The sequence below is a fragment of the Virgibacillus necropolis genome (assembly GCF_002224365.1).
Taxonomy (GTDB): Bacteria; Bacillota; Bacilli; order Bacillales; family Amphibacillaceae; genus Virgibacillus_F; species Virgibacillus_F necropolis.
Window position 1 is genome coordinate 1,865,820 of record NZ_CP022437.1, and the last position, 24,858, is coordinate 1,890,677.

The window sequence follows — 24,858 nt, forward strand, 5'->3', positions numbered from 1 at the left end:
ACAATGAGTGAAAAACAAGAAATGATTAGAGTAGATAAATTAAATAAGTCTTTCGGAGATTTACACGTATTAAAGGACATTGATATGATAGTAAAAGAAAGTGATGTAGTTGTACTAATTGGTGCAAGTGGATCTGGAAAAAGTACCTTATTACGCTCGCTGAACTTTTTGGAAATTAAAGATAGTGGAAATGTTATTATTAAAGGTGAGCAGGTCGAAAGGGATACACATGATTTAAATAAAATCCGTGAACGTGTAGGAATGGTATTTCAACATTTCAACCTTTTCCCACATAAAACGGTATTAGGAAACGTGATCGAAGCACCAACACAAGTGAAAGGCATCAAGAAGGAACAAGCAATTAAAGATGGCAAGGAACTATTGGACAAGGTAGGACTAGGTGACAAATATAATGTGTATCCATCAACATTGTCAGGCGGACAAAAACAACGTGTTGCTATTGCGCGTGCCCTGGCTATGAAGCCAGAAGTCATGCTTTTTGATGAACCAACATCAGCACTTGACCCTGAATTAGTCGGGGAGGTATTATCCACCATGAAAGAGCTAGCTGAAGAAGGAATGACGATGGTAGTTGTAACACACGAGATGGGATTTGCCCGTGAGGTTGGCGACTGGGTGGTTTACATGCATGATGGCAAAATTGTTGAACGCGGAGTTCCAAACGATTTGTTTGATAATCCAAAAGAGGAACGTACTCAAGCATTTTTAAGTTCTATTTTATAAGAGGATGTTCAAAAAGTCACCAAATGATAAACGGCGAATTTCTTCGTTGGCTTGTTTTTCCGGTTCTCATGTAGGAATAGCCTACATTCCGATCCTCAAACCTACGCCGCCTCGAACTTGACGCACAGGACGTGCTAATGTCGACTTTGCAACAGGACGTCTGAGTTCTTTGTCGACCTTGTTTCTAATTTGCCGACTTTTTGAACACGCACTATAAAGGAAAGGGCGCTGCTTTATTTGAAACAGCGCTCTTCTTTACTTTTTACGTTTAAGAAAATATATTCCTATACCAATTAAAACTACTGGCCAAAATTGTTCAATTAGTTCTAAAAATTGATAAACCCAATTTAAATATGGTGGCAGATTTACGGAAAAGATTACAATTAGTGATAAACCAATAAGAATAAGTCCAGAGAATAATCCTTCTTTTGTTTTAAGAAACCGCACCATAAAGGCAATGCCCACAATTAGCAGGTAAACTCCCCAATGATCAATCCAAAAAGAATAATGATTTACACCATGAAAATGGATGCCAAGGCCCAAAATTATAGTTCCACTAAACAGATTTTGATAATCTTTTGTTTTGTAACTATGTATAAGAAAAGCAAGACCGATAATAATAAAAAGAGTAGGCCAAGAATAAAAGTCAGTGATTATTGGAAGGCTAAGTTTACTTAGGAGAAAGTATAATCCAAATCCAATTAATAAATATCCTGCAAATGCATGTTGTTTTTTCATAAGGATTCCTTTCCGTATATCGATTTCTTGCTTATAGCATACTGTTATGATAAAGTACATACGAGTTCATAATCAAGCAATTATAGTAATAATTTTATCATACGGATTCGAAATCTGTTCACATTTTATTAAAAATAGTACTTATATTCTATGGTATAATAAAAGAAGAATTTTGTTTAAGATTTGTTGGGGGTAGATCGTGTTGCACATACTAAAAGTAGGATTTAACTATAAAACAGCCCCAGTAGAAGTCAGGGAAAAACTAACATTTTCTGAACAAGACATTGATAATGCAATGCTGCTTTTAAAAACACAAAAAAGCATTTTGGAGAATGTGATTGTTTCTACATGTAACCGCACTGAAATATATGCGGTGGTTGATCAAATTCATACTGGACGCTATTATATAAAACAATTTTTGGCAGAGTGGTTTCAGCTTGATAAAGAGGAGTTTTCTTCTTATTTGCGAATTGTAGAAAGCGATGGTGCAGTAGAGCATTTGTTTAAAGTGTCTGCAGGCCTTGATTCTATGGTTTTAGGTGAAACCCAAATACTTGGACAAGTAAAACAAGCTTTTTTAACTGCTCAACGAATGAAAACGACAGGAACCATTTTTAATGAATTATTTAAGCAAGCTATTACATTTGCTAAAAAAGCACACAAAGATACAGCTATAAGTGAGCATGCTGTGTCTATTAGTTATGCAGCAGTGGAATTAGCTAAAAAGATATTTGGTGATTTACAAAATAAACACATCGTCATTTTTGGTGCGGGAAAAATGGGCGAATTAGCAGTTAAGAACCTTCAAGGGTCTGGTGCAACGAAAATAACTATGATTAATCGTACATTTGAAAAAGCGGTTGAACTAGCAGAAAAATTTGATGCAAACGCAGAACATACAGGAAACCTGGTAAACGTAATTCAAGACGCAGATATTCTAATTAGCTCTACTGGTTCAGATTCTGTTGTAATTACGAAGGAGATGCTTGAACCGTTACAGAAAAAACGTAAAGGAAGTCCACTTTTCTTAGTTGACATAGCAGTACCTAGGGATATTGATCCTGCAATCAGCAAATTGGATAGTATTTTCCTATACGACATCGATGATTTGCAGCATATAGTAGATCAAAATCTGCATTCAAGAAAACAAGCTGCTGAAAAAATTGAAATCTTGCTAGAGGCTGATATTGTTCTATTTAAAGAATGGTTGCAAACCCTTGGTGTGGTACCTGTTATTTCTGTATTAAGACAAAAAGCATTGTCTATCCAGGCAGAAACAATGGAAAGTATCGAACGGAAAATGCCTGAGTTGACTGTTAGAGAAAAGAAAGTTTTAAATAAACACACGAAAAGTATCATTAATCAATTATTAAAAGAACCAGTTACACAGGCTAAAGAGCTTGCAGCCGGAAAAGACTCAGATGAAAAATTAGCACTGTTCATGGATATATTTGGTATTAAAGAAGAAGTAGAAGAAGAGCTGGACAAGCAATCTAAAAAAAACAGCGTGAACATCAACTTAAAATCAGATGAGAAAGTATCCTTTCCTTTAGTAGAAAAGTTATCAACTAATTAAGATGAAAGGATAATAAGTATGTTTGAAACGAAATGGATTTATGAGATTATTCTAATCATTTATGGCTTAAGTTTGACCTGCTATTTCATTGATTTTATTCAGAATAACCAGAAGGCAAATAGAATCGCCTTCTGGTTACTTAGTATGGTCTGGATTATTCAAAGCTTTTTTTTATTTAAACAAGTTTTCTTAGAGAATAGCTTTCCAGTTTTATCACTATATGATGGTCTCTTTTTCTATTCCTGGGTACTGGTCACATTTTCTTTAATCATCAATCGCTTATTTACCATACATTTTATCGTATTTTTTACAAATTTATTTGGTTTCTTTATTCTATTGATGTATATATTAACGGAAGCTCAGCAAGAAAGACTGGAACATGGCGTACAGCTTGTGAACGAAATACTTATTACACATATTACCCTGTCGATTGTTTCCTATGGCTTTTTTACATTATCTTTCCTGCTTTCGATTATGTACTTGATTCAATATCAATTATTAAAAAATAAACAGGGCATGAAATGGATGTGGAGGTTAGGTGATTTAAAACAGCTTGATCGATATTCATTTATAGCTATAACACTTGGTGTACCATTATTATTACTAGGTATTATCCTTGGAGTTGTTTGGGCTTATGTCGCTAACGCTGAGTTTTATTGGTTCGATTTAAAGACATTCGGTTCTATATTTGTACTTGGAGTATATGCGCTTTATTTGTTGCTGCGAATGGTAAAAGGGTATCAAGGAAAATCGATTGCGATTTACAACACTGCAGCTTTTTTAATCTTACTTATTAATTTTTTATTATTTAGTTTATTATCTAATTTCCACTTTTAAGGAGGAGAAAAGACATGCGTAAAATTATCGTTGGAACAAGGAAAAGTAATCTTGCATTAACACAAACCAATTGGGTTATTAACGAATTGAAGAAAGCCGGCGTTCCCTACGAATTTGAAACAAAAAAGATAGTGACAAAAGGGGACAAGATCCTTGATGTAACGTTATCAAAGGTTGGGGGTAAAGGGCTGTTTGTAAAAGAAATTGAACAAGCTATGTATGATAAAGAGATTGATTTTGCCGTGCATAGTATGAAAGACATGCCTTCTGAAATGCCTGAAGGACTGTCAATTGCGTGTATTCCAGAACGCGCTGATCACCGTGATGCCTATATTGCAAAAAATCACGTAAAATTAAATAATTTACCTGAAGGTGCAATTGTTGGAACTAGTAGCTTAAGACGTGCTGCTCAAGTTTTAGCACAACGTCCAGATGTAACTATCAAATCAGTGCGTGGCAATATAGAAACACGTTTACGCAAGCTTCAAGAAGAAGATTATGATGCTATTATTTTAGCAGTTGCCGGAATGCAGCGTGTTGGTTGGAATGAAGCTATCATTACTGACTACTTGGATCCTGAGGTATGTCTACCTGCTGTCGGGCAAGGTGCACTTGCTATAGAATGTCGTACGGATGACGATGAAGTAAAAGAAATGCTTGCAAAAATAAATAATGGTTATACAACTAGAACAGTTACTGCAGAACGAACATTTCTTAAGCTTTTAGAGGGTAGCTGTCAAGTACCAATTGCCGGATATGCTTATTTAGAAAAAGATGAGGTTATTTTGACCGCGCTCGTTTCAAGTGCAGATGGAACAGTTATATTAAAAGAAACAATTAGAGGGAACGACCCTATTGCAGTTGGAAAAGAAGCTTCGTCCAATTTAATTGCTCGCGGTGCAAAAGATATTGTGGATGAAGTGAAAGAGGAGCTAAATGAGTAATGTTACAGCCATTACAAGGAAAAGAGATTTTGATTACAAGAGAAAAAAGTCAATCACAATCTTTTGCTGATTTAGTTAAAGACTTAGGTGGTATTCCTATCAAAATACCACTATTAAAAATCACGTGTAAACCTTACATGGAGGAATCCTATTTACTTGACCAGGTAACAAATTACCAATGGATTTTCTTTACAAGTGCAAATGGTATTCACTGTTTTTTTAAATGGTTAAAAGAGTACGAAATTTCCTTTAGCGAGCTTGATTCCGTTCAATTTGCCGTAGTTGGTCATAAGACAGGAGAAATTTTACTTGAATATGGCATAACCGCTACTTTTTTTCCGTCTATATACAATGCAGAAGTTATGGCGGCTGAATTTTTACAACAAGTTACAATTAATGGACAACTTTTAATCGTTAAAGGGAATAAGTCTCGCACGGTTCTACAAGAAGCATTTACAAAAAATAACGTTGCCTTTGATGAAATTACAATTTATGAAACAAGGAGTAATAGTGGTAATCAAAGCCTATTAAACAACTATTTAAATAAAGATTATCCAGATTTTATTACGTTTACGAGCCCCTCATCTGTGGAAGCATTTATTGAAATGGTTGATAAAGATAAACACTTAACGTATATACAAAAAACACCTTGTGTGTGCATCGGATCAACAACTGAAACATGTGCCAATAAATTGGGGTTTACTCAAACAATGATACCGGAACAATATACAACCAGGGGCATGGTAGAAAGAATTGCCCATTACATAAAAGAGAGAGGATAGATAACAATGACTAGTAATTTAAACTTTAAACGTCATCGTCGCTTACGGACTTCATCCAGCATGCGGTCAATCGTTCGAGAAAATCATCTACGAAAAGAGGATTTAATATATCCTTTCTTTGTCATTGAGGGGGAAGGTATTCGTAATGAGGTTTCTTCTATGCCTGGTGTGTCTCAACTTTCACTAGATAATATTGTTGACGAAATGAAGGAAGTTCATATGTTGGGAATCCCTTCTGTTATAGTATTTGGTGTGCCTGATGCAAAAGATGAAGTGGGTACTGGTGCATACGTTAATGATGGCATTGTGCAACAGGCAATCCGTCTTATTAAGGAAGAGGTACCAGAATTACTCGTTATAGCTGATACATGCTTATGTGAGTTTACATCTCATGGCCATTGTGGTGTCATTCATGACGGTGATGTTGACAATGATGAATCCCTTGAATTATTGGCTAAAACGGCTGTATCACAAGTGGAAGCAGGCGCTGACATTATTGCACCATCTAATATGATGGATGGTTTTGTCATCGCGATTCGTACTGCATTAGATGAAGCCGGCTTCACGTCTATACCTATCATGTCGTATGCAGTTAAGTATTCTTCAGCATTTTATGGTCCATTTCGAGAAGCAGCAGATAGCACACCACAATTCGGTGATCGGAAATCCTATCAAATGGATCCAGCAAATCGTCTAGAAGCGATCCGTGAAGCTGAATCAGATATAGAAGAGGGTGCAGACTTTCTTATTGTGAAACCAGCTTTGTCTTATCTAGACATCGTTCGAGATATCAAGGATAACTTTAATGCACCAGTCGTTGCTTACAATGTAAGTGGTGAGTATGCGATGGTAAAAGCGGCAGCAATGAACGGATGGATTGATGAAAAATCGTTGGTAATGGAAAAACTTACATCAATGAAACGTGCAGGAGCAGATTTAATCATAACGTATTTTGCAAAAGATGTTGCAAGATGGTTAAGTGAATAAGTAGTATCAAATTATATTAATGAGGTGAATACGTATGAAACAATTTGACAAATCACATGATGCCTATAAAGAGGCGGTAGATTTAATGCCAGGTGGTGTTAACTCACCTGTTCGTGCTTTCAAGTCTGTTGGAATGTCGCCTATTTTCATGGAGTCTGGTAAAGGGTCCAAAATTAATGATATTGATGGTAATGAATATATTGACTACGTTTTGAGTTGGGGTCCTTTAATTCACGGTCATGCAGATGATCGTGTTATTGAAAAACTTAAGGAAACAGCAGGAAAAGGTACTAGCTTCGGTGCACCGACATTAATTGAGAATAAACTAGCTCAGCTTGTAATTGATCGTGTACCATCAATCGAAATGGTACGTATGGTTAATTCTGGTACAGAAGCAACGATGAGTGCATTACGAGTTGCAAGAGGATATACAGGTCGTGACAAGATTTTAAAATTTGAAGGAAACTATCATGGACATGGTGATTCATTGTTAATCAAGGCAGGATCAGGAGTAGCAACGTTAGGTTTACCAGATAGTCCAGGTGTACCTGCATCGATTGCTGAAAATACCATTACAGTCCCGTACAATGACATAGAAAGCTTACGTCTTGCATTTGCTAACTTTGGAAGTGAAATAGCTGCTGTTATTGTTGAACCTGTTTCAGGAAATATGGGAGTTGTTCCTCCAAAAGATGACTTTTTACAAGAACTGCGCAAGATCACAGATGATCACGGAACTGTCCTTATCTTTGATGAAGTAATGACAGGATTTCGTGTAGATTATGATTGTGCACAAGGATTCTTTGGTGTGACACCTGATTTAACCTGTCTGGGTAAAGTAATAGGTGGTGGACTTCCAGTTGGGGCGTATGGTGGAAAGCGAGAAATCATGGAAAAGGTTGCTCCTGCTGGTCCGATCTATCAAGCTGGAACGTTGTCTGGTAACCCACTTGCAATGATAGCTGGATATGAAACATTGAAAGCATTAACAAAAGAATCCTATGCAGAATTGAATGAAAAAGTTGATACATTGGTAGCAGGCTTCAAACAGGCTGCTATTGATTTTGAAATTCCGTTATATATAAACCGTGCTGGTTCAATGGTGGGCGTATTTTTCACAAACGAACCTGTAGATAATTTCGAGAGTGCAAAGCAGTCTAATTTGGATTACTTCGCGCAGTATTACCGGGCCATGATTGAAGAAGGTGTCTTTCTTCCGCCATCCCAATTTGAAGGACTGTTCCTTTCAACAGCTCATACAAATGAAGATATAGAAAATACAATTAAAGCAATAAGAAATGCCTTTTCTGCATTAAATAAATAGTAATACTAAACGTGCTATCGATACAATCGATAGCATGTTTTTTTAACTTGTTTTTCTTATACCGGCGTTTTCTTAAAACTTTTATACTTTCCTTACGTGTAAAAAATCATATATTCTCAATTTGTCTCATATAGTGATATAAAACATATGATTATTTTTAAGTGTGAGGAAGGAGGAAGGAATTTGTCACAAGAAAAAGCGATGTTTAGTTTTGAGTTGAATGAATCCTTATATTTTGAACGAGGACAGGGGGTTGCTGAAATTCTTGGTATATCCCTTGAGCCCGAAATATCCATTCAACCATTTAATGATTATATTTCCATTAGAGGTGTTATTGAGTTAAATGGGGAATATCAGAGGGTAGGTGAAGGCGAAACAAGAGAAGATAATTTCTATGACTTGGATGATTATTCTACTCGGCGTTACGTAGAACAGGTAGTTGAGGCTGAACGTGGAGAAGCATCTTTTTCTCACCGTTTTCCTGTAGAGATTTCAGTCCCTACTTATCGTGTAAATGATATGAATGATGTTACAGTATCTATTGATTTCTTTGATTATGAAATACCTGATCAAAATCAACTTAGATTAACATCGATAATTGCTATACAAGGTATAAATGATGTAGTCGAATCAACAGATGAAGTGGAAGTTGAAGATAGGTTGGAGGAGGAAGAAGGAGTGGAGGAAGAAATTGTTACTCCAGATGTGGTTGCCTCCCCCGAGGAAGTTATTTTTCCCGAAAAAGAAAATACGTTTCGTTTTGATATAAAGCAACAAGTTGAAGAGGATATAAAACAAGAAGAACAAGAAGAACAAGATCAACAACAACAAGTAGAGCGCCAACAAACATATTTTCGTGAACCGTACTATCCAGCAGATGAATCTGAGGATGAAATAGTGGTGGAGGATGAGCCGAATCAATCCCCTACATCTTCTGTTAAATCATCAGAGGATAAAAAAGTAGAACAACCTAGTGGGGAAAAAATAGATTATCTTTCTGATATGTTTAGACAAGACGAGGAAAACTACTCAAAGGTGAGACTATGTATTGTGCAGGACAATGACACGATTGACACAATTGCACAAAGGTATAAAATAAATCCGCTTAATATTTATAAACAAAATAATTTAGAAGATGAAACGATAAGTGAAGGACAGTTACTATATATTCCCTTAAATCAAAGCAAGTAAAAAAAGCAGGTTAGACAAACAATAAATCACCTATTCCCCTTGTTTTGTAACAAGGGGCTGAGTGGTTTTATGAATGTGGGGAGTTCTATGGATAATTATGAGAATATAAATACATATGGAGAACAGTTGACGTTACCTGATGTCTTTCAAAAAGTCGGGTATGCCCATAATAGTACATTACAAACTATTTCAATCAATAAAGAAAAAGTACAAAAAGATTTCAAGCAATATCATGAGAAAAGTATCCAATTCCGAGAGCACTTTGATCACTATATCGATGAATTTGAACAAAAAAGATACATGTCTCCTGTTGAATTATTAGTGTGTACACATTATCGTGACATTGATTATCTATTCAATGAGCTGATTGAACGTATTGGACAATTTAATGATGAACTTTCACAGGTTAACGAGTGGAAATACTGTCGGTGTTATGGGCACAAAAATATTAAACATTTGCTAGTGAAAAGACATTTATATCAAAACAGCCATGAACAATTTTTTCATGGCAATGCTGTAATAGATGTGATGTCGATGATTAAGTATCATGCAATGTTTTTTGAATGGCAAGATACAGAACTAACAGAGTATTTCTCTTTCTATTTGAAAGCGAATCAGCTAGAACAAGTTGAAATGTACTTGCTTGGGATATATTTGTTAGACCCTACTGACTATTTTGAAGCAGTAGAGGATTATGCAACTAAAACTAACAAGAAATCTATGATGGAGCACATTATCATACTTAAGCGAACACACCGCTTCCTGCTTCAAATGTTGAGTTGGACGAAAAAAAGTTTAGTTATAGAAAAGGATGATACGGATTAAATCCATTCTAGATAAAAAGCAATAAAAATACCGATTATTATACCTAACAAGAACACATCAAACGTCGTTGGAAAAAATAATGTCCGCATGAGCTGGAAGATGAGAATTGGCAACGTGACTTTTTCTATAACAAAAATACAGTGTCTTGCCCAAGGTGGAATTTTGTACCGGTAATATCGTGCCACATGTATCACGCCCTTCACATATATAGGATGTTCAAAAAGTCACCAAATGATAAATGGCGAATCTCTTCGTTACTCGGTTTTTCCGGTCCTCACGTATTAAGGGCATACGTTCTGGTCCTCAAAACTCTCGTGCCTCGACCTTCTAATTTCTAATTCGGCGACTTTTTGAACACGCACATATATAATTATTTTTATTATAATATGTTTAAGGATAGTGTTTTTGTGCAAGATATGTTAATAATACTTGATTTTGTAGGAATAAATAGGTAATATAGATAAACAAACAGTATATAAAAATGCTATGAATGGGAAGAGTACAGGATAATACTTTAAGAGAGGGAAATAGAAGCTGAGAATTTCCTAGGTCCATTAACCTGGAATGTCGCCCATGATGCTACTTCTTTGAAAACAGTAGAAGAAGTCGGATGAAATTCGTTAAAAGTGATGAGTGTGCGAGCTTTTTTGCGCTTGCAAACAAAGGTGGTACCACGGAAGCAGTCTTTTCGTCCTTTATAGGATGAGAGGATTTTTTTATTGCAAAAAATCAATACAAGGGAGGAACTAAACATGTCGGAAAAACCAAAAAGCACGCTGCCCTCAAAGTATGATCCGCAGACTGTTGAAAAGAACCGTTATCAATTTTGGTTAGACGGTAAATATTTTGAAGCAACTGCTGATCCAAAAAAGGAGCCTTTTACAATCGTAATACCTCCTCCAAATGTAACAGGAAAGTTACACTTAGGTCATGCATGGGACACTGCTATGCAAGATACCATATCAAGAATGAAGCGTATGCAAGGGTATGATGTTCTGTGGTTACCAGGGATGGACCATGCAGGTATTGCAACACAAGCTAAAGTAGAAGCAAAGCTGAAAGAACAAGGTCAGTCTCGTTATGATTTAGGGCGGGAGAAATTTGTTGATAAGGTATGGGAATGGAAAGAGGAATATGCAAGCCATATTCGGAAACAATGGGAGAAATTAGGGCTAGGACTTGATTATTCCCGTGAGCGCTTTACCATGGACGTGGGATTATCAGAAGCTGTACGTGAAGTTTTCGTTAAGCTGTATAACAAGGGCTTAATTTATCGTGGTGAATATATTATTAACTGGGATCCGAAAACTAAAACAGCACTTTCAGATATAGAAGTTATTCATAAGGAAATTCAAGGTCATTTTTATCACTTGAGATATCCAATTAAAGATAGTGAAGAGTCTATTGAAATAGCTACAACTCGTCCGGAAACAATGCTTGGTGACACTGCGGTAGCGGTACATCCTAAAGATGATCGTTACAAACATTTAGTAGGTAAAAAGGTTATTTTGCCAATTGTTGGTCGTGAAATAGAAATAGTTGCCGATGATTATGTGGACATGGAATTTGGTTCAGGTGCAGTAAAAATCACACCTGCACATGATCCTAACGATTTTGAAATTGGCAATCGCCACAAGCTCGAACGCGTTCTAGTTATGAATGAAGATGGTACGATGAACGAGAATGCAGGTAAATACAAAGGACTGGATCGTTTTGAATGTCGCATACAAATCGTAAATGATTTAAAAGAACTTGGTGTGCTTTTCGAGATAGAAGATCATACGCATACAGTTGGTCATTCTGAGCGTAGTAACGCTGTTGTTGAACCGTATTTATCTACACAGTGGTTTGTCAACATGCAGCCACTCGCAGATGCGTCTGTAGAAATGCAAAAAAATGATGGAAAAGTTAATTTCGTTCCTGATCGGTTTGAAAATACCTATCTACATTGGATGGATAATATTCGGGATTGGTGTATTTCAAGGCAGCTTTGGTGGGGACATCGAATTCCAGCATGGTACCATAAAGAAACAAATGAAATTTATGTTGGGAAAGAAGCACCAGCAGATAGTGAAAACTGGGAACAGGATAATGATGTACTAGATACATGGTTCTCATCTGCTTTATGGCCATTTTCTACAATGGGTTGGCCGGATAAAGATGCAGAGGACTTTAAGCGTCATTTCCCAAATGACGTGCTTGTTACAGGATATGACATTATCTTCTTCTGGGTAGCCCGAATGATTTTTCAATCACTTGAATTTACTGGTGAACGTCCATTTAAAGATGTAGTGATGCATGGGTTAATTCGCGATGCGGAAGGTAGAAAAATGAGTAAGTCACTTGGTAATGGTGTTGATCCAATGGATGTAATCGACAAATATGGAGCAGATTCACTGCGCTACTTTTTATTAACAGGATCATCACCTGGGCAGGACCTCCGTTTTTATTGGGAAAAGGTAGAGTCTACCTGGAACTTTGCCAACAAAATATGGAATGCATCACGTTTTTGCCTGATGAACATGGAGAACTTTTCCTATGAAGACATTGATTTGTCGGGTGAAAAATCAATTGCAGACAAGTGGATTTTGACACGATTAAATGAAACCATTGAACAGGTTTCAAAAAACACAACAAAATATGAATTTGGTGAAGCGGGTCGTTATTTATATAACTTCATTTGGGATGATTTTTGTGATTGGTATATCGAAATGGCCAAACTTCCATTGTATGGTGAAGACGCGCCTAAGAAAAAAACAACCCAATCTGTACTCGCTTATGTATTAGATAATATAATGCGTATGTTACACCCATTCATGCCATTTATCACAGAAGAAATTTGGCAAGAGTTACCACACCAAGGTGAATCTATTACTGTTGCAAAATGGCCTGAAGTTCGGAAGGATTTACATGACGAACAAGCAATGAAAGAAATGGAACGCCTTGTTTCTATCATAAAATCAGTACGTAACATACGCGCTGAAGTAAATACACCAATGTCTAAACAAGTGAAGCTTCTTGTTCAGGCCGAAGACGAAACAACAGTTAAGGAATTAGAATTCAATCGAACCTATATCGAACGATTTTGTAATACGAGTGAATTAGTGATTGCATCTAGTGTTGATGTTCCAGAAAAAGCAATGTCGGCAGTTGTTACTGGCCTAGAGTTATTTTTGCCACTGGAAGGCCTGATTGATATTGAAAAAGAACGTACGAGGTTAGAAAGTGAATTAGAAAAATGGGCTAAGGAAGTTGAAAGGGTACAAAAGAAGCTAGCAAATGAGGGCTTTGTTAAAAAAGCTCCAGAGGCAGTTGTAGCAGAAGAGAAACAAAAAGAACAGGACTATCTAGAAAAGCATACCAAAGTAAAAGCTCGCTTAATGGAATTAAATAATTAATAAAAACGGAATTTCATTTTAACGATGAAATTCCGTTTTTTTCTTACGATAACTGTGATCTAATGTAAGCATTATATTTTTGTAAAAGGTTGCTATCACTTACGGCGCTAAGCGTTCTTGAGCCAACTACATCTTCTATTTCGTTGAATAGTAATTTCTGGTCCTTACTAAATAAGAAATCGATACCAACCATATCGAATTGAAAATGTTCAATGATGGTTTGCACTAATTTAACTTCTTCTTTGCTTAAAGAATATAGACTTGCTGAACCACCAAGTTTAAAATTCGCTCGAAAGTCCCTTGAGTTTTCGCGTAAAACGGCTCCCACAATTTCATTTCCAACTACAAAAACCCGTAGATCTTTACCGTGCTTGACGTTACAGGTTTGCATGATACTAGTTTTTGAGGTTAGATTTGGTAAAGAATCTTGCCAATCCTTCTCATTTTCTATAAGAAAAACTTGTTTTCCACCACGACCAGTGGATTCCTTTATGACAAAAGGGAATTCTAGTACTTGTAAGTTAGGTAATTGATTAGAATTGGCGAAAATAGTATCCACCATTGGCACACCTAGCCCATGAACATAGTGATGAGTTAATTCTTTGTTATTACAGATTTGAGCGATAGACGATGAATTAAACACACGAATTCCCATACTTTCGAGATGTAAGCTTAGAAAAGGATCAATGGTCCTTACTACAGCAAAATCTGGCGGAGCAATTGGCTTATTGTTTAATAAAATAGTTCGTTTATCATCAATAATACCTATTGCAAGGTTTTCTCTAATAGCTAATTTAAGATCAAGACTTTGTAATTCAGCCTCTTCTAAAAACCAGTTTATATAAGAAGAGTTGTCCTCAGCATCCAGTTGGCTATAAATCAACCACCCTTTGTATTTCATTGGAATAACCCTTTTTGCATGTCAATTATATAATCAATGATATAATCTGCAACATTTACTTTTGTACAATCAAACATATTACGTATGTGGGCATTAGAATTTATTTCGCAAATAATTGGGTTGCCGTCTGTTCCAAAGAGCAAATCTACTCCAGCAAAATCAGCACCAATCGCTTTGGTCGCGGCAACAGCAATTGCAATCTCTTTATCTGTAGGTTGATAGGCCTGCATCGTTCCACCAGCTGTTACGTTTGCACGAAAGTCGTCTGAAGCGGTTCGTACCATAGCGGCAACTACCTCATCTCCAACGACATGTAAACGCATGTCTCTACCATAGCTTGAAACGATAAATTCTTGAAAGATAAAGGCTTTTCCTTGTAATGATTTTGCCTTCTTTTCTAGCTCTACTTCCGTGTGGACTAGATATACTTGTTCACCAAATGAACCGAATGCTTCCTTCATAATTAAAGGTAAACCTAAGGTATGGATGGCTTGTTGACAAACTGCATAATCCACATCTGTGTCATTCGTAAAAACCTTTGGAGCAATTACCGTTTTTGGTATTGGAAGGTTCTGTGATGATAAAGCCTGGTAGGTTAAGATTTTGTCATCACTAACCCGGATAGCATCCGAGCTATTATATACTCGAATCCCCATCTGTTCTAATTGGTTTGCTAAATAAATATCTTTGTCTGTAAAAATAACAAATTCAGGTAAATGATGATCATTTACATGTAGTAATGTGGGCTTTTGATCAGCCAAATATGCTAAAAGCTCGCTATTTTTCCAAATGGAGGTAGTAACTTCTTTTTGCCTTGCTGCTTCTTGTAACCATTCGGCAAAATCGAGAAATTTACTGCCACGTAAGTAACCATTATAAATAATCCAACCATTCATTTCCAAAACACTAGTCCCCTTCTATATCAATTAATTCAATGCTATACTAATTTAATAAAAAATAATTCGAAAGTCAGTGGTGAAGATATGTTTAACAACTTTTTAGAGGTAGAGAGGTACTTTAATAATCGAAAATTATTAGGTATTAAACCTGGGTTGGATCGAATTAATACCTTGCTACAATTGCTACAACATCCCGAAAATAAAACTAAGAGCATTCATGTTGCTGGTACAAATGGAAAGGGTTCAACTATACATTATATAAAAAATGCTCTAATACAAAATAATTATAAGGTTGGTGTATTTGTTTCTCCGAGTCCAAACGGTTTAACGAACTATATGTTTATCAATGACAGTCCTATTGATGAACAAACGTTTGTAGAGTTACTTAATGTTATGTATCCAGTAATATCTATTTTGGATGAGAGAAATAATCATCCTACAGAGTTCGAAATTATAACTGTACTTGCATTTCTCTATTTTGCTGAGTCTGTCGACTTTGCATTAATTGAAACGGGTATGGGTGGTAGAGAAGACACAACAAATTGTTTTCTACCTTTGCTATCTATTATAACAAATGTTAGCCGTGATCATATGGCGTTTTTGGGAGATTCCGTTCACAAAATTGCTTATCACAAGGCTGGTATAATAAAGTACAAGACACCTGCTATTGTTGGGCCAATGCCAGATGAAGCTATGCATGTGATAGAACGAGAAGCAAGCTCTGTCCATGCAAATTTGGTTCGATATGGACAAGATTTTCAAACCCATGGGACCTATTATACACATTTTAGCTGGAAATACCGATTATATAATATACTGAATATTAACCTGCAAATGGTAGGAAGACACCAACAAGTCAATGCCGCGGTTGCTATCATGGCCATTGTCAAATTAATAGAACTGGAACATTTTATTGATCTTGACCTCGCTATAAAGGGGATAGAAAAAACGCAAGTTCCTGGGCGATTTGAACTTGTTCATCGTAAACCTCAAATTATTGTTGATGGTGCACATAATGAAGCTGGTATCCAATCTTTTATTGATACTGTAAAAACAGTTGATGATGATACGCGTTTTAAACACGTTATTTTTGCTGCGTATAGAGATAAGGATATACCTGCAATGCTGAAATTACTTCAAGGGCAATTTGAAACAATCACGTTAACAACATTCGACCACCCAAGAGCAGCAACTATTTCAGAACTGTCTAACTATGTAAATGAAGAAAATGTTTTTGCCATAGAAGATTGGCAAAAGAATATTGAAACAGTCCTCAATTCTTCAAGGTCAGCTACTGATTATTATATTACAGGGTCATTGGACTTTATAACAAAAGTAAAAAGTATGATAGCGAAAGAATAAACAGTATGGTAAGATGTTATTATCAGAAAGTTTTCATAAAATAGGTAAAAAGTTGGTGTTTTGAAGGAGGACAGGGGACACATGGTTTCAGTAAAAAGAATAAATGTATTGTTGATAATATGGGCAATCTTTTGGCCACTAAGTCTGTTCGTCACTTTCAATTATACCTATCTAAATATACAAGGTAATTTGATTGATATTGTATTATTTGGAACCTTCATGTGTGTTGTGGCGTCTTTTCCCTTAGTAATAAATAATGCACCTATTTTCTTTGTGAACGGTATAAGCATAGCTGTATTCGTATCCTTTGGTCTTTTTGCTGAAATGATTTTAACCCAGTTAGCAATCCTTTTCGTTTTAATAAGAGTAGGTGTTGGAAAAAAAGAATATTACCGATACCCTTTAAACTTATTAATGTTCACCGTAGTTTCAATAGTTGGGGCACTTGTTTATTATTTGTTAGGTGGAAATCATGAGTCATTTGATTTTACTAGTTTCCAAGATATAATCGCGATCTTTGGATATGCCATTTCTGCTTTTTTAGTAAATCAATTAATCATACATATTACTCAGCGAGTCTTTTATCAAAAAAAAGATAAGCTTTTTAGTAAAGGCTTTTTTTGGGAGTTACAATCAACCTTGATTGTGTTACCTGTTGGTTTTGTATTATTTATTTTATACGACGAAATTGGAAGGATTGCTATATTTTATATGGGAATACCTTTTGTAATGATATCGGTGATCCTCAGACTTTTATACTCCTACCATGAGGTTAATCGCTATTTGGAAGAAACAGGTGAGATCGGTCACCAATTAACGAAACGGATGGAAGTAAATCAGGTTCATGATATTTTTATTAATAAATTATGTGACCTCGTTCCAATGGATTGTTCGTACATTTATATGGTTGTAGATAATCACCTTGAACTAGTGAGATTTTATGATGTAACTAAAAAGGTAATAGCAATGCCTGAACGAATAGCTAAAGATGAAGCATTTAGTGGCAAAGTATGGGCAACTGAAAAGCCTATTATTTATAATAATTCGAAGGAATGGATAACGATAAAGCATTCTAAAATTCCTGACAATATGGAAAGTGTAATTTCACTTCCGATAGAATATAACAATAGAATTATCGGTATCGTAACAATAATAACAAAAGAAAAAAAGGCATATGGAAAAGTTCATCTTCGAATCTTAACTATATTAACGAATTATCTAGGTGTAGCAATTGAGAATGCTAAAAATTATGAAATTACAAAAACAAATAGTGAGATAGATGGGCTTACAAAATTATATAATTATCGATATTTTAACAATGCTATAGAAGAGTACGGATCAACTAGTATTGGAAATAGTGTTTATTCATTAATTTTGTTAGATTTAGACCACTTTAAACAAGTAAACGACACATACGGACACGAAGCCGGTAATGAAATATTATGTTTGTTTGCGGATCGATTGACGGAATTTATTGGTGACCAAGGTTTGGTCGCAAGATATGGAGGGGAGGAATTTGTCGTATCACTTCCTCATGTTGACTTAAAGCATGCATTCCAAATGGCAGAAGCTATTAGAGTTTTGATAGCAGACACTCCGTTCCCTGTAGAGAAGCATATTTTACCTCATGATAATGTAGAGGACGTTCCTATTACGGCAAGTATTGGTGTTGCAGCGTATCCTGAACATTGTGAATCACCAATTGAGCTAATTCGACATGCAGACAGGGCAATGTATCTTGGTGCAAAACAATGTGGAAGAAATAAAGTAGCGATTTACCAAGAATTACAATCAATCTAATTACTTCATAGATTGGAAATAATGCCTCTTCTGTATTTTTCATCATCAAAAGTCAAGGAGACTCTGTTAAAATCTTCGATTTAGGTGGGGTTGTTGACGCGCTTTTTGTTGAATAGTTTTTAATAGTTACTGACAAAACTCGTCTTACTTTTCAAGTCTCTTATGATAGAGTATAGAAAACTTTGGAAAGTGAGGGGAGAAAATGGATAAACGAAAAACTATTATTGTATGGATGGATGGTAAAAAAACAAAGGTTTCACAAAACAAAAATGTTAATCAAACTGTTCAGCATGCTTATAAAAACGAAGAACATGCAGCTACGAATGAAGATAAAAAAGAACTTGATCCAATCCCCACTTATATTAGACAAAATACGTTTGAAGAGGAAGTACCATTTAAAAAAAGCAAAAGCCCAAAAAACAAAACATATAAGCACATATTCCTTGCAGCTATTTCAGCTATTTTACTAGGTGTTGGATTAGGAGTTTTTATGTTAAATATGTTCACGAATATCGATACAAATACAGTAGGTGGGGTATTCAATCAGCAAACTGAAACAACGAATGGTGATGCAAGTAATTCAGGTGAAGAGGCTATTGCTTCTGATTTGTCAACATACACATTAAAGGGTTTACAAGCATTTGTACTTCAAGCGGGCTTATTTAGTGAAGAGTCAAATGTAACAGTAGTTCAAGAAAAGTATGATACTGCTGGATTTCCGACAATGGTTTGGAAAAGGGACGATAATTATTATCTTTTTGCTAATGTAGCGGAAACAAAAGATCAAACAGATAGCAAGAAAGCGAAATATACGGAATTAAATTTAGAAACGTACGCAAAAAAATGGACGACCAGTGAGGTAGAGATAGAGTTAACAGAAACTGAATATAAATGGCTTCAAGACTTCCACAACATATGGAATATGTCATTAAAAAATGTTTCAAAGAATCAGTCGATTTCTTCTACTGAATGGAATGAATGGATAAAATCATATCCCGAAAACGTGAAAAATACGAGTGAATTCTTTGAAAAAGTAAAAAGTCTTCAAACTAATATTGATGAAGCCAGTGAAACCTCATCACCAATTCTATTATTAAAACTATGGAACCACTATGAAAATTTTGTATTGAATTAAAGATAATAGATTTTATTTTCATCGTCAATCTTGTACTTTTCTATTTTCGTTCCTAAATTGCTATGTGAAATTCCTTTTTTGCTAAGGTGAAAAGTGAATTATTATGGTCAACTACAACTAGAAAATAGAAATTTATCAATTTGTTGAAACATACTTTCCTCGCTATGATATTTTCATCCATCAAAGGAGGAAGAATGATGACAATACCATCTGTAATGATTAAAGATGTACCAAAAGAGGATCGACCAAGAGAACGATTGTTAAAGCTCGGTTCCGGATACTTATCGAACCAAGAACTGTTAGCCATTCTATTAGGGACTGGAACAAAAGAAGAGTCTGTCATGACTTTGTCCCAAAGAATCCTAATGCATTTCGAAGGGTTAAAACTGTTAAAGGATGCAACAATTGAAGAGCTCATGGCGATAAAAGGAATTGGTGAAGCAAAAGGGGTATTAATACTTTCTGCTATCGAAATAGGGAAGAGGATGAATCAGTATAAGCCTAATGAAAGGTATGTTATTCGCTCTCCTGAAGACGGAGCAGATTATGTCATGGAGGAAATGCGGCATTTAAATCAAGAACATTTTGTCGTACTATTTCTAAATACCAAGAATCAAATTATTCATAACCAAACTATTTTTATTGGAAGCCTAAATGCATCTATAGTCCATCCAAGAGAAGTCTATCGAGAGGCAGTCAAACGATCAGCTGCATCTATTATTTGCGCACATAACCACCCATCTGGAGACCCTACTCCCTCCCAAGAAGATATCCATGTAACAAGACGATTAGTTGAATCGGGAAAAATGATCGGAATTGAACTTCTTGATCATTTAATTATTGGTGATAGAAAATTTGTGTCCCTTAAAGAAAAAGGCTACTTATAACACTATCTATTTTCATGTTTTTTTCGTATAATTATAATAAGAGATAAACAGCGCCATTTTTCAATTGTTATTGAAATTGGCGCTTATTATGATTATGAATCAACATGTGGAAATTTACGTTATCGCGGTTCGGACAGGCAGTAAAATCCTCACTGAATGAAGTTTCACTTTATGGAAAGAGATACATAGTTTATATGGGTTTCACGTTGCATAAACTACTTTAAATCGATATAGTAAACCTACATATGTAATGAATAGTGCGTTAGAAAGGGAGATCTTTTTTGGGGATATTTAATTTTTCACAAGATTTAGGGATAGATTTAGGAACTGCAAATAGCCTTGTTTTTGTAAAAGGAAAAGGTGTGGTGGTGCGTGAACCATCAGTAGTTTCTAAAGATATTGAAACGGGTCAGATAGAAGCTGTTGGTAGCTCTGCTCGAAATATGATTGGTAGAACACCTGGCAATATATCCGTTATTCGTCCGATGAAAGACGGGGTAATTGCTGATTATGAGACGACAGCGATAATGATGAAATATTACATTAAGAAAGCTATGAGAAATCGATCTTTTTTTGCAAAAAAACCTAATGTAATGATATGTGTACCCTCTGGTATAACTATGGTAGAAGAACGAGCAGTAATTGATGCAACAAAACAAGCTGGAGCGAAGGATGCCTTTCCAATTGCAGAACCTTTTGCAGCAGCAATAGGGGCAGGACTTCCAGTGTGGGAACCGACGGGTAGTATGATTGTTGATATCGGCGGTGGAACAACCGAGGTCGCAGTGATATCACTCGGGGGGATTGTTACCAGCCAATCTATTCGCATAGCAGGGGACAAAATGGATGAAGCAATCATATCATTTGTGAAAAAGAATCATAACTTAATGATTGGCGAGAGATCTGCTGAATCTATAAAAATGGATCTCGGTGTTGCAGGTGAAGTTGTTGAAAATGTGGAAATGGATATTCGCGGTCGTGATATGTTAACTGGATTACCAAAAACAATAACCGTTACAACGAAGGAAATTTCCAGTTCCTTAAAGGAAATAGTGGATGCTATTGTTGAGTCTGTAAAGGTTACCCTAGAAAAAACACCACCAGAACTGGCTGCTGATATTATGGATCGTGGTATTGTACTATCTGGTGGTGGTTCACTCTTAAAAAACTTAGATAAAGTTATTAGTGATGAGACAAAAATGCCTGTTTTTGTAACAGATGACCCATTAGATAGCGTTGCAATCGGTACAGGTAAATCTTTAGAATACATTCAACACTTTCGTTCCCATCCGAATGTATCTTCTCGTCCAATTGTTAACTAAGAAGTAGGTGGAATGAATGCCTTTTTTTCGTAAAAAACGTTTGTTTATAATTTTAATTGGTATTATAATTTTGGTAGTTTTGATTGGTTTCTCTTTAAAAGGTAGAGATCAATTATCCACTCCCGAACAATTTATCAAAGACACCGTTGGATGGGCACAGAGTGTTGTACACACCCCAGTTAAATTTATAACAGATATATTTACTAATATAGATGATTTAAAGGATACTTATAAGGAAAATCAAATACTTAAAGAAAAACTTTCACAATCTAAAAGTTTGATTTATGAGGTACAGGAAATAAAAGAAGCTAATGAAGAATTAAGAAAGGCACTTGATAAAACAGAATCCATTCGTGATTTTAATCCGATACAAGCTACAGTTATGTCACGAACTCCTGAACGTTGGGTAGAACAGGTTACAATTAATAAAGGAAAACAAGATGGTGTACGCTCCAATATGGCTGTAATTACAGCTGATGGTATGGTTGGTAAAATACAGACAGTTTCACAATTTTCATCAACTGTTCAATTATTAACTGGATTTGATCAATTTAATCGTATTTCAGCTACTATTTCCCGTGAAGAAGGAAACGATATCTTCGGCTTAATTGAAGAATATGATAAAGAAACTAATTCCTTACTTTTCAAGATCATAGAAGATTCAGAAACGGATCTAAAAAAAGGAGAGTTAGTAGTTTCTTCGGGGATGGGTGGAGTATTCCCTGCAGGTTTAACGATTGGAACAGTTAAAGAAGTTGTGCCAGATCAGTATGGACTTACCCGAACTGCTTTAGTTGAACCAGCAGCAGATATGTTTGAAATAAATAATGTAATAGTAGTTGATCGAACATTAAAAGAAAATGATAAGGCTGAATCAGTTCAGGAGGATAAGGAATAATGAGACGTTTATACCTCCCACTCGTTCTTTTTTTCTTTGTTATACTAGAGGGTGTCGCAATTGAGTTGTTACCAGCCAGCTTTGTTATGAGTGATCTATTAATCATTCCACATTGGGTATTTATCTTTTTATTATATATTGCACTGTTTTATGATAATGATCGAACATACTTTTCCGTATTATACGGTGCCATATTTGGTTTGTTAATTGATATTGTGTATACGGGAGTGTTAGGTGTTTATATGTTTGCATATGCATTTACTATCTATGTTATGCACGGTATCAGGAAGCTATTACACAGCAATATATATGTGACGATTTTACTTGGAATCATCGGGATTCTGTTTGCTGATTTTACAATTTATCTTGTCTATTCAGTCGTGGGACTTACAGATATGGTGCTTGAAGATTATATGCTTTATCGCCTCTTGCCAACCATCATAGCCAATTTATTATTTTTACTAGTCTTATATCCCATTACTAAAAACCGTTTGTCGAAATGGCAAGATGAACAAATCACCAAAACAATTAACTAATCAATACTAGCTTTATCAAAAATGGAAAGAGAGTAGATTGAGGTGAACTTATCATGCTCGAAAAGAAACAGCTAATTACAATAAAGGGTACTAGAGATGGGCTCACTCTGTTTATAGATGACTCTTGCTCATATGATGAAGCATATAAAGACTTGAGTGAAAAGTTATCAAATAATAGACCAAAAAAAGATGAACCTGTAGTTTCCGTTAGTGTTAAACTAGGGAGTCGCTACTTGAATCAAACACAAAAAGAAGAGCTTAAGGAATTAATTAATTTAGGAAACCATTTTAGAGTGGTATCCATTTACTCGGATGTTGTGGCGCGTCATGATGCACTTCAGTGGATGGAAGAAAGTGAAGTGAAAACGATAAATCGAATTGTAAGATCTGGGCAAATCATTGAAGTGAAAGGCGATTTGTTGCTAATAGGCGATGTGAACCCAGGTGGTACGGTTGAATCAACTGGAAATATTTATATAATGGGTAGTTTACATGGGATTGCTCATGCAGGAGTAAATGGTAATCGTGATGCAATAATCGTAGCTTCCTTTATGAAACCCAATCAGCTTCGAATTGCAGATTACATTAGTCGTGCACCAGATTATGAATCTGATGGTGTATATATGGAGTGTGGCCGAGTCGATGAAAAGCAGGATAAAATTGTTATTGACAGACTACAGGTTCTTTCACATAAACAGGTTGATTTGAGTGGGTTCGAGAGGAGAATAAATAATGGGTGAAGCAATTGTGATTACATCTGGTAAGGGTGGCGTTGGTAAGACAACTACTACCGCGAATGTAGGTACGGCACTCGCATTAATGGAGAAGAAGGTCTGTTTAATTGATACCGACATTGGGCTTAGAAACCTTGATGTGATAATGGGCTTAGAAAATCGAATAATCTATGATATTGTTGATGTTATTAAAGGAAGATGTAAATTAAAACAGGCCCTAATCAAGGATAAACGATTTGATGATTTAGTGTTATTACCAGCAGCCCAAACTAGTGATAAATCCGCTTTAACAACTGATGGCATGAAAAAAATTATAGAAGAACTTAAACCAGACTATGATTATATCATCATTGATTGTCCGGCTGGAATAGAGCAAGGCTTTCAAAATGCAGTAGCTGGCGCTGATAAAGCAATTGTTGTTACTACTCCAGAGAAATCTAGTGTTCGAGATGCTGACCGAATTGTTGGTTTACTAGAGAAAGAAGAAATGGCCCCACCTAGCCTTGTGATCAATCGTATTCGTAGTCATATGATGAAAAATGGCGATATGCTTGATGTGGATGAAGTTATCCAAATACTTTCTATCGACCTAATCGGTATTGTCGTTGATGATGATGAAGTTATTAAAGCTTCAAATCTGGGAGAGCCGATAGCACTTCATCCAAATACGAAAGTTTCCATTTCGTATCGTAATATAGCAAGAAGAATTCTTGGTGAATCAGTACCATTACAATCACTTGAAGAAGATAAAGGGATACTACAAAAGATCAAAAGTTTTTTTGGAATGAATTCCTAAATACTACAAGAAGCAAGAAACAATTTGTTTTTTGCTTCTTTTGTTTTCTGATTGTAAACGTTTCAGTAGAATGAGGATTCTTCTCCATAATATAGGATGTTCAAAAAGTCACCAAATGATAAATGGCGAATCTCTTCGTTGAAAAAGGAACTTCTATTAAGGTCGCCCACGTCCTGTGGGCAACATAGAAGTCAGCACCTCGTGTGCAAGTCCGGTCCTCACGTATTAAGGGCATACGCTCT

At 35.7% G+C, this 24,858-nt stretch carries 23 protein-coding genes and 1 other annotated feature; of the genes, 19 read left to right on the forward strand and 4 right to left on the reverse strand.

The genetic code is table 11. The features are described 5' to 3' along the window. Positions 1 to 3 precede the first annotated feature (3 nt). The gene (locus CFK40_RS08705; RefSeq protein WP_089531936.1) at positions 4 to 744 is read left to right on the forward strand and encodes an amino acid ABC transporter ATP-binding protein; all 741 of its coding nucleotides are present in this window, start codon (positions 4 to 6) and stop codon (positions 742 to 744) included. Positions 745 to 999: 255 nt separating this feature from the next. On the opposite strand, the gene CFK40_RS08710 is transcribed toward CFK40_RS08705, so the two are convergent. Continuing rightward, positions 1,000 to 1,482 carry a LiaI-LiaF-like domain-containing protein gene (locus CFK40_RS08710; RefSeq protein ID WP_089531937.1) on the reverse strand — a complete coding sequence of 161 codons (483 nt, stop codon included), beginning with the start codon at positions 1,480 to 1,482 and terminating at the stop codon, positions 1,000 to 1,002. A gap of 202 nt (positions 1,483 to 1,684) precedes the next feature. Here CFK40_RS08710 and hemA point away from each other — a divergent pair, with 202 nt between their 5' ends. The 8 genes from hemA to CFK40_RS08750 all read left to right on the forward strand — a co-directional run bounded on the left by hemA (position 1,685) and on the right by CFK40_RS08750 (position 9,948). Next, positions 1,685 to 3,058 carry a glutamyl-tRNA reductase gene (hemA, locus tag CFK40_RS08715; RefSeq protein WP_089534340.1) on the forward strand — a complete coding sequence of 458 codons (1,374 nt, stop codon included), beginning with the start codon at positions 1,685 to 1,687 and terminating at the stop codon, positions 3,056 to 3,058. Positions 3,059 to 3,076: 18 nt separating this feature from the next. Beyond that, the gene (gene ccsA, locus CFK40_RS08720; RefSeq protein WP_089531938.1) at positions 3,077 to 3,895 is read left to right on the forward strand and encodes a cytochrome c biogenesis protein CcsA; all 819 of its coding nucleotides are present in this window, start codon (positions 3,077 to 3,079) and stop codon (positions 3,893 to 3,895) included. 14 nt (positions 3,896 to 3,909) lie between these two features. Next, on the forward strand, positions 3,910 to 4,839 hold the full coding sequence (hemC, locus tag CFK40_RS08725) for a hydroxymethylbilane synthase (protein WP_089531939.1): 930 nt from the start codon (positions 3,910 to 3,912) through the stop codon (positions 4,837 to 4,839). Further along, positions 4,839 to 5,621, forward strand: coding sequence for a uroporphyrinogen-III synthase (locus CFK40_RS08730; protein WP_089531940.1), 783 nt, complete (start codon positions 4,839 to 4,841; stop codon positions 5,619 to 5,621). The genes hemC and CFK40_RS08730 overlap by 1 nt, the downstream gene beginning before the upstream one ends. 6 nt (positions 5,622 to 5,627) lie before the next feature. Continuing rightward, entirely contained in the window at positions 5,628 to 6,608 is a 981-nt protein-coding gene (gene hemB / locus CFK40_RS08735) for a porphobilinogen synthase (RefSeq protein ID WP_089531941.1), read from the forward strand. Positions 6,609 to 6,642: 34 nt separating this feature from the next. After that, positions 6,643 to 7,932, forward strand: coding sequence for a glutamate-1-semialdehyde 2,1-aminomutase (hemL, locus tag CFK40_RS08740; RefSeq protein WP_089531942.1), 1,290 nt, complete (start codon positions 6,643 to 6,645; stop codon positions 7,930 to 7,932). A 183-nt stretch (positions 7,933 to 8,115) separates the two neighbouring features. Next, complete coding sequence (gene spoVID, locus CFK40_RS08745; protein WP_227001902.1) at positions 8,116 to 9,123, forward strand: stage VI sporulation protein D; 1,008 nt, start codon at positions 8,116 to 8,118, stop codon at positions 9,121 to 9,123. Positions 9,124 to 9,210: 87 nt separating this feature from the next. Next, the gene (locus CFK40_RS08750) at positions 9,211 to 9,948 is read left to right on the forward strand and encodes a hypothetical protein (protein ID WP_152640113.1); all 738 of its coding nucleotides are present in this window, start codon (positions 9,211 to 9,213) and stop codon (positions 9,946 to 9,948) included. Here CFK40_RS08750 and CFK40_RS21300 read toward each other — a convergent pair. Continuing rightward, positions 9,945 to 10,133, reverse strand: coding sequence for a hypothetical protein (locus tag CFK40_RS21300; protein WP_089531944.1), 189 nt, complete (start codon positions 10,131 to 10,133; stop codon positions 9,945 to 9,947). The two genes, CFK40_RS08750 and CFK40_RS21300, sit on opposite strands and share 4 nt — an antisense overlap. Before the next feature lie 292 nt (positions 10,134 to 10,425). After that, positions 10,426 to 10,647, forward strand: a binding site (T-box leader). Between the two features lie 53 nt (positions 10,648 to 10,700). Here CFK40_RS21300 and CFK40_RS08760 point away from each other — a divergent pair. Then, positions 10,701 to 13,346: a valine--tRNA ligase gene (locus CFK40_RS08760; RefSeq protein WP_089531945.1), complete on the forward strand. Its 2,646-nt coding sequence runs from the start codon at positions 10,701 to 10,703 to the stop codon at positions 13,344 to 13,346. A 43-nt stretch (positions 13,347 to 13,389) separates the two neighbouring features. Here the strand turns inward: CFK40_RS08760 and CFK40_RS08765 are convergent, their stop codons facing one another. After that, positions 13,390 to 14,247, reverse strand: coding sequence for an ATP-grasp domain-containing protein (locus CFK40_RS08765; RefSeq protein ID WP_089531946.1), 858 nt, complete (start codon positions 14,245 to 14,247; stop codon positions 13,390 to 13,392). Next, positions 14,244 to 15,143 (reverse strand): ATP-grasp domain-containing protein, encoded by a 900-nt coding sequence (locus CFK40_RS08770; protein ID WP_319418049.1) that lies wholly within the window; start codon positions 15,141 to 15,143, stop codon positions 14,244 to 14,246. The genes CFK40_RS08765 and CFK40_RS08770 overlap by 4 nt, the downstream gene beginning before the upstream one ends. Before the next feature lie 87 nt (positions 15,144 to 15,230). Here CFK40_RS08770 and CFK40_RS08775 point away from each other — a divergent pair, with 87 nt between their 5' ends. From CFK40_RS08775 to minD, 9 genes are all read left to right on the forward strand, one after another. Beyond that, entirely contained in the window at positions 15,231 to 16,508 is a 1,278-nt protein-coding gene (locus CFK40_RS08775; RefSeq protein WP_089531948.1) for a bifunctional folylpolyglutamate synthase/dihydrofolate synthase, read from the forward strand. A gap of 81 nt (positions 16,509 to 16,589) precedes the next feature. Next, positions 16,590 to 18,308 (forward strand): sensor domain-containing diguanylate cyclase, encoded by a 1,719-nt coding sequence (locus tag CFK40_RS08780; RefSeq protein ID WP_089531949.1) that lies wholly within the window; start codon positions 16,590 to 16,592, stop codon positions 18,306 to 18,308. A gap of 202 nt (positions 18,309 to 18,510) precedes the next feature. Beyond that, the gene (locus CFK40_RS08785; RefSeq protein WP_089531950.1) at positions 18,511 to 19,443 is read left to right on the forward strand and encodes a hypothetical protein; all 933 of its coding nucleotides are present in this window, start codon (positions 18,511 to 18,513) and stop codon (positions 19,441 to 19,443) included. Between the two features lie 197 nt (positions 19,444 to 19,640). After that, positions 19,641 to 20,330 carry a RadC family protein gene (gene radC, locus CFK40_RS08790; protein WP_089531951.1) on the forward strand — a complete coding sequence of 230 codons (690 nt, stop codon included), beginning with the start codon at positions 19,641 to 19,643 and terminating at the stop codon, positions 20,328 to 20,330. A 281-nt stretch (positions 20,331 to 20,611) separates the two neighbouring features. Then, a complete protein-coding gene (locus CFK40_RS08795) occupies positions 20,612 to 21,652 on the forward strand; it encodes a rod shape-determining protein (RefSeq protein WP_089531952.1) in 1,041 nt (346 codons plus the stop codon). Positions 21,653 to 21,668: 16 nt separating this feature from the next. Then, positions 21,669 to 22,550 carry a rod shape-determining protein MreC gene (gene mreC / locus CFK40_RS08800; protein ID WP_089531953.1) on the forward strand — a complete coding sequence of 294 codons (882 nt, stop codon included), beginning with the start codon at positions 21,669 to 21,671 and terminating at the stop codon, positions 22,548 to 22,550. Continuing rightward, positions 22,550 to 23,086, forward strand: a complete 537-nt coding sequence (mreD, locus tag CFK40_RS08805; protein WP_193433359.1) for a rod shape-determining protein MreD — start codon at positions 22,550 to 22,552, stop codon at positions 23,084 to 23,086. Before mreC ends, mreD begins: the two co-directional genes overlap by 1 nt. Positions 23,087 to 23,139: 53 nt before the next feature. Next, entirely contained in the window at positions 23,140 to 23,826 is a 687-nt protein-coding gene (gene minC, locus CFK40_RS08810; protein WP_089531955.1) for a septum site-determining protein MinC, read from the forward strand. Next, complete coding sequence (gene minD / locus CFK40_RS08815; RefSeq protein ID WP_089531956.1) at positions 23,819 to 24,616, forward strand: septum site-determining protein MinD; 798 nt, start codon at positions 23,819 to 23,821, stop codon at positions 24,614 to 24,616. The genes minC and minD overlap by 8 nt, the downstream gene beginning before the upstream one ends. Positions 24,617 to 24,858 lie beyond the last annotated feature (242 nt).

Excerpts from the sequence above, each read along its gene's own strand:
- CFK40_RS08785 (WP_089531950.1), top strand. The coding sequence starts at position 18,511 with ATGGATAAACGAAAAACTATTATTGTATGGATGGATGGTAAAAAAACA.
- CFK40_RS08765 (WP_089531946.1), bottom strand. The coding sequence starts at position 14,247 with ATGAAATACAAAGGGTGGTTGATTTATAGCCAACTGGATGCTGAGGAC.
- CFK40_RS08710 (WP_089531937.1), bottom strand. The coding sequence starts at position 1,482 with ATGAAAAAACAACATGCATTTGCAGGATATTTATTAATTGGATTTGGA.
- ccsA (WP_089531938.1), top strand. The coding sequence starts at position 3,077 with ATGTTTGAAACGAAATGGATTTATGAGATTATTCTAATCATTTATGGC.
- CFK40_RS08770 (WP_319418049.1), bottom strand. The coding sequence starts at position 15,143 with ATGAATGGTTGGATTATTTATAATGGTTACTTACGTGGCAGTAAATTT.
- minD (WP_089531956.1), top strand. The coding sequence starts at position 23,819 with ATGGGTGAAGCAATTGTGATTACATCTGGTAAGGGTGGCGTTGGTAAG.
- CFK40_RS08775 (WP_089531948.1), top strand. The coding sequence starts at position 15,231 with ATGTTTAACAACTTTTTAGAGGTAGAGAGGTACTTTAATAATCGAAAA.
- hemL (WP_089531942.1), top strand. The coding sequence starts at position 6,643 with ATGAAACAATTTGACAAATCACATGATGCCTATAAAGAGGCGGTAGAT.
- mreD (WP_193433359.1), top strand. The coding sequence starts at position 22,550 with ATGAGACGTTTATACCTCCCACTCGTTCTTTTTTTCTTTGTTATACTA.
- CFK40_RS08760 (WP_089531945.1), top strand. The coding sequence starts at position 10,701 with ATGTCGGAAAAACCAAAAAGCACGCTGCCCTCAAAGTATGATCCGCAG.
- hemC (WP_089531939.1), top strand. The coding sequence starts at position 3,910 with ATGCGTAAAATTATCGTTGGAACAAGGAAAAGTAATCTTGCATTAACA.
- hemB (WP_089531941.1), top strand. The coding sequence starts at position 5,628 with ATGACTAGTAATTTAAACTTTAAACGTCATCGTCGCTTACGGACTTCA.
- CFK40_RS08730 (WP_089531940.1), top strand. The coding sequence starts at position 4,839 with ATGTTACAGCCATTACAAGGAAAAGAGATTTTGATTACAAGAGAAAAA.
- CFK40_RS08705 (WP_089531936.1), top strand. The coding sequence starts at position 4 with ATGAGTGAAAAACAAGAAATGATTAGAGTAGATAAATTAAATAAGTCT.
- CFK40_RS08780 (WP_089531949.1), top strand. The coding sequence starts at position 16,590 with ATGGTTTCAGTAAAAAGAATAAATGTATTGTTGATAATATGGGCAATC.
- mreC (WP_089531953.1), top strand. The coding sequence starts at position 21,669 with ATGCCTTTTTTTCGTAAAAAACGTTTGTTTATAATTTTAATTGGTATT.
- CFK40_RS08750 (WP_152640113.1), top strand. The coding sequence starts at position 9,211 with ATGGATAATTATGAGAATATAAATACATATGGAGAACAGTTGACGTTA.
- radC (WP_089531951.1), top strand. The coding sequence starts at position 19,641 with ATGACAATACCATCTGTAATGATTAAAGATGTACCAAAAGAGGATCGA.
- minC (WP_089531955.1), top strand. The coding sequence starts at position 23,140 with ATGCTCGAAAAGAAACAGCTAATTACAATAAAGGGTACTAGAGATGGG.